Below are 13,484 nucleotides of genomic sequence, written 5' to 3'. Positions count from 1 at the left end.
CCCGGCCTTCGCCGGGGAACGAGAAGAGCGAGTCGTCACTTCCCCGTGAACACCGGCTTGCGCTTCGCCAGGAAGGCGATGCCGCCCTCCATCGAATCCGCGGACCCGCGCGCGGCGCGCTGGTTGACCGCCTCGGCCTCCATCGCGCCCGCATAATCGCTCGCATACGCCGCGGTGATCGCGCGGCGCATCAGCCCGAGCGCGACCGTCGGCATCGCCGCCAGCCGCTCGGCCAGCGCGAACGCCTCGCCGTCCAGCGCGTCGTCCGCGACGACCTTGTGCACCATCCCCCAGTCGAGCGCCTTGGCGGCGGGCACGCGCTCGCCCAGCATCATCATCTCGGTCGCGCGCGCACGGCCGATCAGCCGCGGCAGCATCCACGATGCGCCGCCATCGGGCACCAGCCCGATATTGACGAACGCCTGGAGAAAATACGCGCTCTCGCTCGCGACGCAGAAATCGGCGGCGAGCGCGAGGCTGCAACCGATCCCCGCCGCGGGCCCGCGCACCGCGCTGACCACCGGCACCGACAGGTCGGCGATCGCCACCATCGTCGGATTATAGCTGCCGGTCAGCGCCGCATAGGTCGCCTCGCCCGGATTGTCCGAGCCGAGCGCCCCGCCACCGACATCCGCGCCCGAGCAGAACGCGCGCCCCGCGCCCGCGATCAGCACCGCGCGCGCACCGTCGAGATCGGCGAGTGCCGCCGCCAGTTCCTCGAACATCGCGGGCGGCGCGGCGTTCAGCCGGTCGGGACGGTTGAGCGTCAGCACCAGCACGTCGCCGCGCCGTTCGCTCAGGATATGCTCGGCCATCAGTGCGCGCCCTTCGGTGTTTCCATGAGTTCGACCAGCATCCCGCCAAAGTCCTTCGGGTGCACGAACACGATCGGCGTGCCATGCGCGCCGATCCGCGGTTCGCCGAGCACGGTCGCGCCCTTTGCCTTCAGATCCGCGACCGCCGCGTCGATATCCGCGACCTCGAAGCAGACATGATGCTGACCGCCCGCCGGGTTCTTGCGCAGGAACCCCGCGATCGGGGAGCTGTCGTCATAGGGCTCGATCAGCTCGATCTGCGTGTTGGGCGCATCGATGAAGCACACCTTCACGCCTTGCGAGGGCAAATCGAACGGTTCGCCAATCGCGGTCGCGCCGAGCAGCGTGCGATACGTCTCGATCGACTTCGCGATCGACGGCGTCGCGACGCCGACATGGTTGAGGCGGCCAAGATTGGCAGTCATCCTTCGATCCTCGGCTGGTCGGGCATGCGACGAGCCATCGCAGCGCCCTCGATAATGCCTTCAAGTCGGCTGACGCGGTCGCGCAGCGCGCCATGCGCTTCAGCAAGACGCGCGAGCCGATCGCTCTGTGCGTGCGCGGCGTCCTTCATCAAGCGCAGATCCTCCTGCATGAGCAGGACGGTGCGCATCGCCTTCAACGCATCGCCGACCACGCTCATGCGCGGGGTCGCTCGCCGGCAAGCACCGCGTCGACGGCGTCGTTGGCGCGCTGGATCGAGGCGATCGTGTCGCGGATATCGGCGCGCATCACGGGAACGGCAGCCTCGACTTCGCGGACGAGCAGGGCCAGCGCAGCTTCCTCGTCCGCTTCGCCTTCGACGAGGTACCGGGTCGAGGCCTCGCGCAGCACGTGGCCGACGGATTTACCATTGCTGGCGGCAAAGGCATCGAGCGCCGCCTTGTGATCGGGCGAGGTCAGAAACGTCACGCGTTCGGTCTGCATGTCACGACTCCTTATCATGACATGATAATGTGCGGCTGGCAGCGATACAACGCGTCATTCGGCCGGCTCCGCGGCTGGCTTGGGCGGCACCGGGGGGACCACCCCGAGCGTGTACCCACAGACGCCGAGCACCTGCCGCACCATCGCATCGCTGGCGGGCGCGGCGAAGTTCGCCTGCACCGCGAAGCTGGCGCCATTGGTCGTCTCGACCCGCACCGTCTTCGACTTGACCAGGAAACTGGTCAGCCGGGTGATCGCCTCGGGATCGGTGACATAGGTCCCCGTCCCCGGAAACTGCCAGTTATAGGTAAACGCCGGCCCGCCATCGAACCGCACCGCGACGGGCTTGTCCGCGCCGGGCCCGAGCGGCTGCGGCTGGATGAACTGGATCGACACGATCGGTTCGGACGCGACGTCGCACTTCACGACAAACCGCGAGAGCCCGTCATTACCGGTAACCGACGCGGAGATGCTGCGCACGCCCGCGGGATTGGTGCGGTCGGCGAGCTTCCAGGCGGGGGCGGCTGGCGCGGGTGCGGCGGCCTGGAGAAGCAGGAGAAACGCTAGCATGATACCTCCGTCCCCCGGCACGTCATCACTCCAGCGGATGCCGAAGTTTCAGCACGCGAACCGCCGCCCGGCCGCGTCAGATCCCAGCGGTCGCTGGGGTGACGGAGGCTGAGCCGGACCGCATGACACGCGGGATCACAGCGGAATGTTATCATGCTTCTTCCACGGATTCTCCAGGCTCTTGCCGCGGAGCTTCCGTAGGCCGAGCGCGATCCGGCGGCGGGTCGAGTGCGGCTGGATCACCTCGTCGATAAAGCCCTTCGACGCCGCGACGAACGGGTTGGCGAAGCGCGCCTCATATTCCGCGGTCCGCTCGGCGATCTCCTCGGGAGTCTTGCCACGGAAGATGATCTCGACCGCGCCCTTCGCGCCCATCACCGCGATCTCCGCGGTCGGCCACGCATAGTTCAGGTCGCCGCGCAGATGCTTCGACGCCATCACGTCATACGCGCCGCCGTAAGCTTTGCGCGTGATGACCGTGATCTTGGGCACGGTCGCCTCGGCATAGGCGAACAGGAGCTTGGCGCCGTGCTTGATGATGCCGTTATGCTCCTGCGCGGTGCCGGGCAGGAAGCCGGGGACGTCGACGAACGTCACGATCGGGATCTCGAACGCGTCGCAGAAGCGCACGAACCGCGCCGCCTTCTTCGACGAATTGATGTCGAGTACGCCCGCCAGCACCATCGGCTGGTTCGCGACGAAGCCGACGGTCCGCCCCTCGATCCGGCCGAAGCCGGTGATGATGTTGGCGGCATGCGCCGGCTGCGTCTCGAAGAAATCGCCCTCGTCGACGACCTTCCGGATCAACTCGTGCATGTCGTAAGGCTGGTTCGCCGATGCGGGGACCAGCGTGTCGAGGCTGTCCTCGATCCGGTCCCACTCGTCCGCGGTCGGGCGCTCGGGCACGCCCGCGCGGTTCGATTCGGGCAGGAAGTCGAAGAAGTCGCGCGCCGCGAGCAGCGCCTCGATATCGTTCTCGAACGCATTGTCGGCGACCGACGTCTTGGTCGTGTGCGTCACCGCGCCGCCAAGCGCCTCCTGAGTCACGACCTCGTTCGTCACCGTCTTCACCACATCGGGGCCGGTCACGAACATGTAGCTCGAATCCTTCACCATGAAGATGAAGTCGGTCATCGCAGGGCTGTAGACCGCGCCGCCCGCGCACGGGCCCATGATCAGCGAAAGCTGCGGCACGACACCGCTGGCGAGCGCATTGCGCTGGAACACCTCGGCATAGCCGCCAAGCGAGGCGACGCCCTCCTGGATTCGCGCGCCGCCGCTGTCGTTCAGCCCGATGATCGGCGCGCCGACCTTCAACGCGCTGTCCATCACCTTGCAGATCTTCTGCGCATGACGCTCGCTGAGCGACCCGCCGAATACCGTGAAATCCTGGCTGAAGACGAAGACGAGGCGGCCGTTGATCGTGCCCGATCCCGTGACCACGCCATCGCCGGGGATCACCTGGTCCTGCATGCCGAAATCGACGCAGTTGTGCTCGACATACATGTCGAGCTCCTCGAACGATCCCTCGTCCAGCAGCACGTCAAGGCGCTCCCTTGCGGTGAGCTTCCCCTTGGCGTGCTGCGCGCCGATCCGCTTGATCCCCCCGCCCACTCTTGCGGCTTCGCGGCGTCGTTCAAGCTCTTCGATCGTCGATGACATCGTCTCTCCGTCCTGCTGGTTGCCTTCACAGAGCGGGACGCTTCGCGCAAATGCAATGTTGCAAACTTGTGCCGCCCATATTTGCAAACTAGACTCGTGCGATGACCACGCCCCCTCGCCGCCTCTTTGTCGGACACCGGCTGCGGACCTTGCGCGGTACGGTCGGGATCAGCCAGGCGGCGATGGCGGTGCGGATCGGTATCTCGGTCAGCTATCTTTCGCAGATCGAGAATGGCGATCGCCCGGTCAGCGAAGCCGTGCTCGTCACGCTCGCGCGCGAATTTCCCGCCGACTGGGGCAGCATCGACGCCGCAGACGACACCGCGCTGCTCGTCGCGACGCTCGAGGCGGTCACCGACACGAGCGTTGCGGCGCCTACGCTCGACGAGCGCGCGATCCGCCGCGCGGTGAAGCACCAGCCGCTGCTCGCGCAGCGGCTCGTCGCGATGCATGACGCGTATCGCCGTGCGCAGGAGCAGTTGCGCGCGCTCGACGACCGACTGGTCGCGGGGTCTGGCGCACCCGGGCTGCTGCCGTGGGAGGACGTGCGCGACTGGTTTCACGCGGCGGGCAATTATGTCGACTCGCTCGACCGCCGCGCGGAAGAGATCGGCGAGACGCTGGGGAGCGACCGGATCGCCGCGCTCGAGGCAAGGCTCGCGGCGTGCGGCGTATCGGTGGCGATCTCGGGCGCGCTCGCAGCACCCTTGCGCGAGTATGACGGTGCGACGTTGCGGCTCGACGGATCGCAGCCGGGCGAGACGATCCTGTTCTCACTCGCGCACCAGGTCGCGCGGCACGAGTTCGGCGACGTGATCGGCGGGATCGTCGCCGCATCCGAGATGGTGTCGGAAACCGCGCGCGCGCTGCTGACCGCGGGGCTCACCAACTACGCGGCCGGCGCGATCGTGATGCCTTACACCCGCTTCCGCGCCGAGGCGCGCAGCGTGCGCCATGACATCGACCGGCTGCGCCGGATCTTCGGGACGAGCTTCGAACAGACCTGCCACCGACTCTCGACGCTGCAGCGCCCCGGTGCGCTCGGCATCCCGTTCTTCTTCTGCCGCGTCGACATGGCGGGCAACATCACCAAGCGGCATTCGGCCACGCGGTTGCAGTTCGCGCGGTTCGGGGGGGCGTGTCCGCTGTGGATCGTGCACGAGGCGGTCGCGATTCCGGACCGGATCCTGACGCAGCTGATCGAGACGACCGACGGGATCCGCTATGTCTCGATGGCGAAGGGGCTGGTGAAACCGTCCGAGACCTACACGCGGCCGGCGCGGCGCTATGCGGTGGCGCTGGGCTGCGAGGAGGCGAATGCGTCGGAGTTCATCTATGCGGATGCGCTGGGGACCGGGGGGATCGCGACGCCGATCGGGTCTTCGTGCCGAATCTGCCTGCGCACCGACTGCGACCAGCGCGCGTTTCCGCCGGCCGCGAGCGAGATCCGCGTCGATCCGGATCGCCGCGGCGCGGTGCCGTACGAGGTGGTGTGACGCGCTACACCAACGCCCCCCCGGCGAAGGCCGGGGCCCAATTGGGGGACGGCAATAACAAGGGACTGCGCGCCCTTACTGCCACCTCACCAATTGGGCCCCGGCCTTCGCCGGGGGGGTGGCGGCCTCAGTCCTTCGGAAAGAACCGCTCGACCACGTTGCTCGCGAGTCGAGAGGGCCGCAGCGTTTCCGCATCGAGGCAACACCAGCTCGACTTCACCTCGGCCAGCACATCCTCGCCGCGCTTGATGATCGTTTCATAGAACGCACGTGCGCCCTGTACCTTTTCGAGCAGCACCGTCGCGATGACGTCGTCGTTCAGGAAGGCCGGCTTGCGGTAGGTGATCTCGTGCTTGAGCGCGACCCACAGGTGCCCGGCGACCGCATCGGCGGGCGSGAGCCGCTGCCAATGGTCGATCACTGCCGCCTGCACCCACTTCAGATAGTTCGCGTTGTTGACGTGACCCATGAAGTCGATGTCAGCCGGCTCGATGCCGATGGCGTAGTTATGGGGAATGGCTGTTGTCACGCGCGATATATAACATGCGAACATGAACATAGCGATGACGGGCGAGGCAGGCTGCCAATATTAAATATGCGTGTTGGCAGCCCCCCCGCCGGGCATCAACCGGGCGGAAACCTCCCGGTCAGCCGATCAACGCTTGGCCGGTGCGAACGAGAACAGCTCGGTGCGCAACGAGGCGGGTGCGCCCGGCTTGAACCAGCTGGTGTCCTGGATGTGGCTGGCGGTCACGTAGATGCGACCGTCGGGGCCTTCGGCGAAGGTGTCGGGCCAGCGCAGGCGGGGATCGGTGAGCACCGGCTCGACATGATCGCCCACCAGCCGCGTGATGCCGTTGTCGGTCGGTGACGTGATGTAGAGCACGCCCGCCTTGCTCATCCACAGGCCATCGGCGACGTGAGTCTGCGCCACCGTCTTCACGCCCGCGGCGCGATCCTGCTCGCTGACGCCGTCGCGGAGCAGCGCGGTGTCGATCGAGTAGAGCGTCTTGCCGGTCAGCGCCTGGTAATACAGCGTCTTGCCGTCGTTGGAGATCGCGATGCCGTCGGCGGCGAAGGCGGGCTGGCGGTTGTCGGGGCGAACGAGCGGCTTGCCGTCGGTCATCACCTTCACGGCCTTGTCGATCTGCGTCGAGCCATGCCCGTCGAGCGCGCGGAAGCCCTTGCCGGTTTCCAGGTCGATCACGATGATCGCGCCGCGCGTCCCGGAATCGGTGATGTACCCGGTCTTGCCGTCGGGCGAGAAGCGGATGTCGTTGAGGTAGGTGCCCTGCAACGCGACGTCGAGCGGCACCTTGATGACCTTCGTCACGCGGTTCGTCGCGAGGTCGACCTTTACAAGCTTGGGTGCGCCTTCGAGGATCTTTTCGTTACCCGGTGCGCCGGGATCGAGGATCCAGAGATTGCCGTGGCCGTCGGGCACGATCGACTGGACGCAGACGAAATAGTCGCCGACCGGCAATTCGCTCGCCCGCGCGTTGCGCCAACTGTTCCACTTCGCATCCGGATAGGCCTTGAGCGACCCGTCCTTCATCACTTCGGCGACCGAGATCGGCGCGTCGTCGGTCCAGCGCGGGAAATTGACGAAGCGGCGGCCGTCGGCGGTGACCGCGACGCCCGTCGCCTGGTGATCGAACTGCGCGACCTGAGTCAGCGGCGTGGCCCCGCGGGGCGTGGCACCACGAGGCTGGGCCTGCGCGACGCCGATCGCGGCGGCGGCGATGACGGCAATGGCGGCGGCGCCCGCGAGGAAGGGCTTGGTCTTGGACATTAACAGGCTCCGGTCGATGGTGTCGGACAGGTCGGCAGGATTGCCGGTGAAAAGCTGGATGAGGTGGCGCGCAACCGCGTTCGGGTTCTCGCGCTGCGGGAAATGACCCACGCCGGCGAGTTCGACGAACGCGAAGGGCCCCGCGAACTTGCCGGGCACGGCCTTGCTCGCGGACGGCGGGTTCACGCCGTCGACCGCGCCCTGGATGTAGATGGCGGGCAACGACAGCGTGGCGGTCGCCTTGACCTTGTCCTCCAACCACTGGCTGCGCGGATCGGGCTCCGCCTCGTCCCAGCGCGCACGGTAGCTGTGCAGCGTGACGTCGACCCAGTCGGGGTTGTCGAACGCGCGCGCGACGCGCTGGAACGTCGCCTCGTCGAACCAGCCCGGCGGCGCCCAATTCTCCCAATGGATATGCGCAAACCCGGTGCGATCGTCGCGGACCGCGTGCGCACCGCGCGCGGTCGCCATGAACCAGTGATACCATTGCCGCTGCGCCTGCGCGAACGGCGGAGTCGGCATGCCCCCCAGACGCGGCGGGGTAGCGAGCATCGCCAGCCGCTCGACCCGGTCGGGCCAGCCGACCGCGAGCGCCTCGGCGGTGTTCGAGCCCCAGTCATGCCCCGCGATCATGAATCGATCGATGTCGAGCGCATCCATCAATGCGATCATGTCGATCGCCAGCACCGCGCTGTTGCCGGTGCGTGGGCTATCTGCGTCAATGAACCGGGTCTCGCCGAACCCGCGGAGCGTCGGCACGATGGTCCGCAGTCCCGCGGCATGGAGCGCCGGCAGGACCGAGTCCCAGGTCGAGGCATCGTCGGGCCAGCCATGGATCAGCAGCACGGACTGCCCGTCGCGCGGCCCCGTGTCGGTATAGGCGATGGCCAGCGTGTCGGTGGTGATGATCGGCATGTCAGCGCTCCCAAACAGGCGTAGGTGCATAGGGTTCCGGCATGACGGGCACTGCACCGTCCGACTGCGCGACGCGCCGCATCGCGTTCATGCGCGCGCCGCCAGCCTGGCACCCGCAGCGGTCGCCAGACCGAAGCCGACATGGTTGAGCGTATGCATGCCGATCGTCCCGGCATCCGCCTTCCATTCGGGCGGCTTCACGCCGAGCAACGGCCCCGTCAGCCAGTGCATCGCCGTGTAAAAGGCCAGGCCGAACCCGATACCCGAGACCAGCACGTCGCTGTCCTCGTCAGTCGCGGCGGCATAGACGAGCGCCGCGCCTGCCGAGAGCAGCAGATGGCCGCCCTGGACGATCGCCTGTTCGCCGGGCGCCGCGAGCCGGTCGGCCGGCGGTGTCGCCATGCCGAGCTTGCGCGCGCTCGTGCGTTCCAGATCGACCAGCTCCGACGGCGTGCCGCTGGTCTTCTCCCCCCGCATCAGCAGCGCGGTGATCGCCAGCCCGGCGACGATCCCGCCCGCCACCGCGCCGGTGGTGCGCCGGGCGCTCATGCGGCTTCCCCCCGATCCGCGGGAAGGCTTTCCTCCCGACCGGGTACCGACATGTCATAAGCATTGAGCAGCACCGACACGAGGCAATAGCCGCCGACGAGGTAGATCAGCTCGGCGGTACGGTCCTCGCCGAACGCGTCGACCGCGCGTCGATAGGTCGTCGCGGGCAGCTGGCGGCCGCCCGCCAGCGTGACCGCGACGTCATAGGCTGCGGCCTCCTCCTCGGTCAGGTCGGCGGGACGCTGCCCCGCCGCGATCGTCGCGACCTTCGCGTCGCTGAGGCCGACGGCCGCCCCTACCCGCTCATGCGCGTAAAGTTCGTAGCGCGAGTTGAACGCCGCACCTGTGGCGAGGATCGCGACCTCGTGCGCCGGCTTGGGCAAGCTGGCATTGTCGATCAGCGCCTTGGTATAGATCCAGGCGGCGCGACCAAAGGCCGGGAAGCGCAACATCGGCGCGAACGGACCGATCAGCGCGCCATCGTCGCGCCGCGAGACGAAACCCTTGAGATGCTCGGCGATATACGCGCCCATCTCGTCGTGCAGCGGACGAAGCTCGGCGGGCATCTCTTCGGGTGGAAATGGTGCGGCGCGCATCAGATGCGCTCCGATCCGGCGTCCTGCGCGGTCGGTTCGTGATAGGGGCAGCCGTTGGTGCGTGCGCGGAAGTCCGCCGAATGGCGATACGTGTCCTTGCGGGCGCGGTTGATGTTGCCGAGCGGGCGATGCGCGGCGATTCCAGTCCACACGCTGAAGCGGCTTTCCTCATTGATGCGACGGACATGATCGTCGCTCCAGCTGTCCTGCGCCGGGGCGCGAACGGTGCCGACGCGGATGAACGGCGTCTCCTGCTCGTCCCATTGCACGGTCGAATCCTCCACCGGCTGCGCCTCCAGATCACGGCACAGCTGGACGCGGAACTCCCATTCGAGATTCATGCCACGGACCTCGTCGCGGACGTCCTCGCGGATCGCGTTCTCGCGACCGTCGACGTCGATCTCCTTGCCGGTGAGCACCGTCATGCCCGGCGCGACCGGTGCCAGGCTGAACTTGGCGATATGATCGCCGTACCGGAACGCGGTCGCGCTGTAATAGGTATCGCCGAGCGGCTCCGAATTGGGCGCGCCGCCGAGCGAATTGAGCGCCGTCGGCGGTTCGGCACCGACCGCCTCGAACGCGTGGCGGACACCGCGCATCACTGCCGACGCGACGGTCTTGGTGCCCTCGATCCGGTCGGTCGTCCTGGCGAGAAGCTTCAGGTTGCCAAGGAACTTTGCCGAGGTCTTGGCCTGGAACACCGGGCCGTTGACCATGATGAAATCCTGCGCATTGCCCTCAGAGCCCGGCAGACGGTCGCCCTCGACATCGAACACCTTCATCGCCAGGCCGCGCGGCAGGCTGATGACATCGGGCAGGATGTCGCCTGCGTTGGTCGACAGACGGATCAGCACCTTATGCGCGCCGGGCGTCGCAAACAGCCCCTGCGCCAGCTCGGCGGGCAGGCCCGCATCGATCGTCAACTCGCCTTCGAGCAGCCCGTGCGACTTGGCATGGACCGAGCGAACCGCATGACCGTAATCCTCGGCCGTGCGCTCGAGAATGACATCGAACGCCTCGTTGAGTTCGACGACGGTATCCTGCTCGTCGGGCTGCACCTGCTCGACGTCGGGGCTATAGCGGATCGGTTCGTTGGCCATGTGTTTGCCTTTCCAGTGATCGTCATGAGGTCGGCGGATGCGCGAGGTGCAGGCGAACGCTGCCCTAACCCGCGCAACCGCCAGCGCCCTGGAGTCCCGCGCGCGATATGACCGCGTGCCCGTCGAGCGCCTGTTCGAGGGAAACGGTCATGGGGACTCCTCCAGTCTCGCAGGCAGCAACCCCGATCTTGATACAATGGTTGCGGTACGGAACCGGACAGAGCCTTGATCCCTTTGAGGTCCAGACCTTTTCAGGAAATGACGATGACGTGGAAGATGTTCGGAACAGCCGAGCCCGATGTCCTGACCGAGCAGTTTCGACAGTGCGATACGAAGAACCTGTTGCTGCGGAGCCTGAGCACGCAGGATTTCGCGCTGCTCGCCCCGCATTTGACCCGTGTGCCGTTTTCGATCGGCGATCCGCTGTCGCATGCGGGCGATGCGATCGACAGCCTGTGCTTTCCGGAAGAGGGCATCGCCGGCGTGCTCGATGCGCTCGACGGCGATCATCGCTACGCCGTCGGACTGATCGGGGCGGAAGGCTTTGTCGGCTGGCCGCTCCTCCTCGGCAATAGCCGCTCGCCCTACGACGTGGTGATGCGTGCCGAGCGCGGCGAGGCGCTGCGCATCGCGGCGGAGCATTTCGTCGCCGCCGCCGAGCAGAGCGTGACGCTGCGCCTGTCGCTGTTGCGGTTCGTCAACGTCTTCATGATCCAGATGGGACGGACGATCGTCTCGTCGCTCGCGCATTCGATCGAGCGGCGCATGGCGCGCTGGATCCTGCTCTACCATGACCGGGTCCGCGACGACGATATCTGCATGACGCACGAGGAATTCAGCCTGATGCTCGGCGTCCGTCGCAGCAGCGTCACCGACGCGCTCCACCGGCTCGAGGAGGAACGGGCGATCCGCGCGGGGCGCGGCCGCATCACCGTGCGCGACCGTGCCAAGCTGATGCTGCTCGCCGCGGACACCTATGGCCATGCCGAGGCGGAATATCGCCGCCTGCTGGGGGATGATCGCGGCCTGTCGCTACGGCCGGCGAGTCACGGTCATGACGTGGCTGTGGCAACGTCTTTGGGCTAGCGTTGCCCGGTCAGACCTCTGGCCGGGCCATTGCCTCGAGCGCTTCGGAGATCAGCGCGGCGACCACGATCCAGCCCAGCGCCTCGGCTTCGGCCAGCGCATCTTCGAGATGTTCGCACAGCCGTTGTTCGGGTTTCAGCGCGCGTTGCGGCATACACCATTCCCATCCGGAGGACCTCGGCCTCGAAAGCCTTTGCTCTGGCACGAATGTTTATGGTCCACCCCCGAATGCGTCAATTGCGGCGGACCGGTCCTGCGCGACGCTGCGCGCATGGCACCGGGGGCGGTCTCGCGTGTTGATGCTCCACGCCACCCCGGCTGGGAGAGACCAAGATGAAATTGATCGGAAAATTCGATACGCGGCGCGGAGCCGAGATGACCGTCGAGCGGCTGGTCCAGCAATTCGACATCGACCGGTCCAAGGTCGTCGTCGCACCCGATGGCGCCGCAAACTCGGCGGGTATCGAGGAAGCGGGCTCCGACAACGCTGCAGGCGCGCCGAGCCCCGAGCCGCGCGACGATGCCGAGCTGAACGGCAAGGTCGTGGTGACCGTCGACGTCGCCGACGATGCCACCGCCGATGAGGTTCGCGCCGCATTCGCCGAGTTCGACGCGTCGGAGCAGGCGGCAAAGTGACGACGCCGGATACCCCGACGCCGGATACCGCGACACTGGCCCGCCAGCGCGAAATCGCGACTGAGCATCTGCTGTTCAAGCTGATGGAATATGTCGAGGACCGTCACAGCGGCCTGCTCGACTTCATGGAGAACAGCCTCGATCACCTCGGCGATCCGGCAACCGACGCGACCAAGGATGACGACGCGGTTCGCCTGGTCGCCCGGAAGATGATCGCGGGGGCGCGCAAGCAGGGCGTGCGCTGACCAACGACACCGCCGCCACGCTTGAGATCCGGCGAAGGCCAAGAGATCAAGCGGGCGGCGATTTGAAGAGTCCAAGTCCAGCAATTGGTCCGGAAGACGCCGCCGGCTGCCCGCGCAACATAGGTGGAAGCCTTGCGTGACGTTATTTCCTCGCCGTATCCCGCATCGCCACCATCGCTTCGGGTTCGTCCGTCAGCAGCATCGACGCGCCTTCCCTGACCAGTTTGCCCCACACCGCATCGGGCATCCGCAACGCATCCTTGTCGCTGCCCGCGCCGAGCACGAAACTGCCGTCGAGCATGTTGACCCACAGCCGCACGCCGAGCTTGCGCGACCGCGCCGCAATCGCCGGGAGCGCCGCCTCGGGCAGATGGTACGGCAGTTCGATCCCGACCGGCTTGGTACGACCCGCCATCTGCGCGGCGATGATGTCGGGGATGGTCGCGCCGCTGTCGTCGCCCTCCATCGGGATGACGAGGAACGGCACCTGATCATACGGTGCCATCGCCGCGATCGGCGGCGAGCCGATGCCGACCCGCGTCTTGAGCGTCACGCGGTCCTGCGCGCCCGCCGCGCGCACCGCCGCGATCACCTGCGGATAGATGGCATCCTTGACGTCGAGGTTGAGCGTGATCCGCCCCTTCGCCAGCGCGAGGATTTCATCGAGCGTCAGGACCTGTTCCGCCGTCACCGGGGCGTCGCGACCGCCCTCGTTCTGGCGGAGCCGCAGCGCCTTGATCTGCGCGAGCGTCAGGTCGGCGACCTTGCCGGTGCCGGTGGTGGTGCGATCGACGGTTTCGTCATGCACCATGACGAGATAGCCGTCCTTGGTCTCGCGGACATCGGTCTCCATCATGTCGACCCCGATCGCAACGCAATGCTCCAGCGCCGACACCCCGTTTTCGGGCGCCGCACCGAACCCGTGGCGCGGCGCGGGCTCGTGGCAGCCACGATGCGCGATGACGACGAGGCGGCCTTGGGGATTGCGGATGTTCGCCATGATGGCGTCGGTCGTGGCGGCGTTCGCAGTGCCGGTCGCGAGCAAGAGCCCGCCGACCGCGCAGGGCAGGACTTTCATGAGCAGGTCCATCGCGC

Annotated in this window: 17 protein-coding genes; 4 read left to right on the top strand and 13 right to left on the bottom strand. The window is 67.1% G+C overall.

Features of this window, described 5'->3' with window-relative positions:
- Positions 1 to 35 precede the first annotated feature (35 nt).
- The 6 genes from ASE79_RS17115 to ASE79_RS17090 form a co-directional block, all read right to left on the bottom strand.
- A complete protein-coding gene (locus ASE79_RS17115; protein WP_056419454.1) occupies positions 36 to 815 on the bottom strand; it encodes an enoyl-CoA hydratase-related protein in 780 nt (259 codons plus the stop codon).
- Entirely contained in the window at positions 815 to 1,240 is a 426-nt protein-coding gene (mce, locus tag ASE79_RS17110; RefSeq protein ID WP_056419450.1) for a methylmalonyl-CoA epimerase, read from the bottom strand. Before mce ends, ASE79_RS17115 begins: the two co-directional genes overlap by 1 nt.
- Positions 1,237 to 1,458, bottom strand: a complete 222-nt coding sequence (locus ASE79_RS17105) for a hypothetical protein (protein WP_056419446.1) — start codon at positions 1,456 to 1,458, stop codon at positions 1,237 to 1,239. Before ASE79_RS17105 ends, mce begins: the two co-directional genes overlap by 4 nt.
- Positions 1,455 to 1,742, bottom strand: a complete 288-nt coding sequence (locus ASE79_RS17100) for a hypothetical protein (protein WP_056419443.1) — start codon at positions 1,740 to 1,742, stop codon at positions 1,455 to 1,457. The genes ASE79_RS17105 and ASE79_RS17100 overlap by 4 nt, the downstream gene beginning before the upstream one ends.
- A 54-nt stretch (positions 1,743 to 1,796) precedes the next feature.
- Complete coding sequence (locus tag ASE79_RS17095) at positions 1,797 to 2,312, bottom strand: hypothetical protein (protein ID WP_056419440.1); 516 nt, start codon at positions 2,310 to 2,312, stop codon at positions 1,797 to 1,799.
- Positions 2,313 to 2,447: 135 nt separating this feature from the next.
- Positions 2,448 to 3,974, bottom strand: a complete 1,527-nt coding sequence (locus ASE79_RS17090; protein WP_056419438.1) for an acyl-CoA carboxylase subunit beta — start codon at positions 3,972 to 3,974, stop codon at positions 2,448 to 2,450.
- A gap of 101 nt (positions 3,975 to 4,075) precedes the next feature.
- On the opposite strand from ASE79_RS17090, the gene ASE79_RS17085 reads away from it, so the two are divergent.
- Positions 4,076 to 5,470 (top strand): helix-turn-helix domain-containing protein, encoded by a 1,395-nt coding sequence (locus ASE79_RS17085; RefSeq protein WP_056419433.1) that lies wholly within the window; start codon positions 4,076 to 4,078, stop codon positions 5,468 to 5,470.
- A gap of 127 nt (positions 5,471 to 5,597) precedes the next feature.
- Here ASE79_RS17085 and ASE79_RS17080 read toward each other — a convergent pair whose 3' ends face one another.
- The 5 genes from ASE79_RS17080 to ASE79_RS17060 all read right to left on the bottom strand — a co-directional run bounded on the left by ASE79_RS17080 (position 5,598) and on the right by ASE79_RS17060 (position 10,422).
- On the bottom strand, positions 5,598 to 5,999 hold the full coding sequence (locus ASE79_RS17080; protein WP_056419768.1) for an acyl-CoA thioesterase: 402 nt from the start codon (positions 5,997 to 5,999) through the stop codon (positions 5,598 to 5,600).
- A 126-nt stretch (positions 6,000 to 6,125) separates the two neighbouring features.
- Positions 6,126 to 8,177, bottom strand: a complete 2,052-nt coding sequence (locus tag ASE79_RS17075; protein WP_056419432.1) for an L-dopachrome tautomerase-related protein — start codon at positions 8,175 to 8,177, stop codon at positions 6,126 to 6,128.
- A gap of 87 nt (positions 8,178 to 8,264) precedes the next feature.
- Entirely contained in the window at positions 8,265 to 8,726 is a 462-nt protein-coding gene (locus ASE79_RS17070; protein WP_056419428.1) for a hypothetical protein, read from the bottom strand.
- Positions 8,723 to 9,322 carry a carboxymuconolactone decarboxylase family protein gene (locus tag ASE79_RS17065; RefSeq protein ID WP_056419426.1) on the bottom strand — a complete coding sequence of 200 codons (600 nt, stop codon included), beginning with the start codon at positions 9,320 to 9,322 and terminating at the stop codon, positions 8,723 to 8,725. Before ASE79_RS17065 ends, ASE79_RS17070 begins: the two co-directional genes overlap by 4 nt.
- Entirely contained in the window at positions 9,322 to 10,422 is a 1,101-nt protein-coding gene (locus ASE79_RS17060; protein ID WP_056419423.1) for a catalase family protein, read from the bottom strand. Before ASE79_RS17060 ends, ASE79_RS17065 begins: the two co-directional genes overlap by 1 nt.
- A 264-nt stretch (positions 10,423 to 10,686) precedes the next feature.
- Between ASE79_RS17060 and ASE79_RS17055 the strand changes: the two genes are divergently transcribed.
- Complete coding sequence (locus tag ASE79_RS17055; RefSeq protein ID WP_162237057.1) at positions 10,687 to 11,508, top strand: Crp/Fnr family transcriptional regulator; 822 nt, start codon at positions 10,687 to 10,689, stop codon at positions 11,506 to 11,508.
- 10 nt (positions 11,509 to 11,518) lie between these two features.
- On the opposite strand, the gene ASE79_RS21105 is transcribed toward ASE79_RS17055, so the two are convergent.
- The gene (locus tag ASE79_RS21105; protein WP_156359738.1) at positions 11,519 to 11,662 is read right to left on the bottom strand and encodes a hypothetical protein; all 144 of its coding nucleotides are present in this window, start codon (positions 11,660 to 11,662) and stop codon (positions 11,519 to 11,521) included.
- Between the two features lie 179 nt (positions 11,663 to 11,841).
- Between ASE79_RS21105 and ASE79_RS17050 the strand changes: the two genes are divergently transcribed.
- Positions 11,842 to 12,144 (top strand): hypothetical protein, encoded by a 303-nt coding sequence (locus tag ASE79_RS17050; protein ID WP_056419416.1) that lies wholly within the window; start codon positions 11,842 to 11,844, stop codon positions 12,142 to 12,144.
- Positions 12,141 to 12,389: a hypothetical protein gene (locus tag ASE79_RS17045; protein ID WP_056419414.1), complete on the top strand. Its 249-nt coding sequence runs from the start codon at positions 12,141 to 12,143 to the stop codon at positions 12,387 to 12,389. The genes ASE79_RS17050 and ASE79_RS17045 overlap by 4 nt, the downstream gene beginning before the upstream one ends.
- A 142-nt stretch (positions 12,390 to 12,531) precedes the next feature.
- Here ASE79_RS17045 and ASE79_RS17040 read toward each other — a convergent pair whose 3' ends face one another.
- The gene (locus ASE79_RS17040) at positions 12,532 to 13,467 is read right to left on the bottom strand and encodes a glycerophosphodiester phosphodiesterase family protein (protein ID WP_056419765.1); all 936 of its coding nucleotides are present in this window, start codon (positions 13,465 to 13,467) and stop codon (positions 12,532 to 12,534) included.
- Positions 13,468 to 13,484 lie beyond the last annotated feature (17 nt).

This window comes from Sphingomonas sp. Leaf28, assembly GCF_001421685.1.
GTDB classification, from domain to species: domain Bacteria; phylum Pseudomonadota; class Alphaproteobacteria; order Sphingomonadales; family Sphingomonadaceae; genus Sphingomonas; species Sphingomonas aurantiaca.
This window is presented reverse-complemented; position numbering and strand designations above follow the sequence as displayed.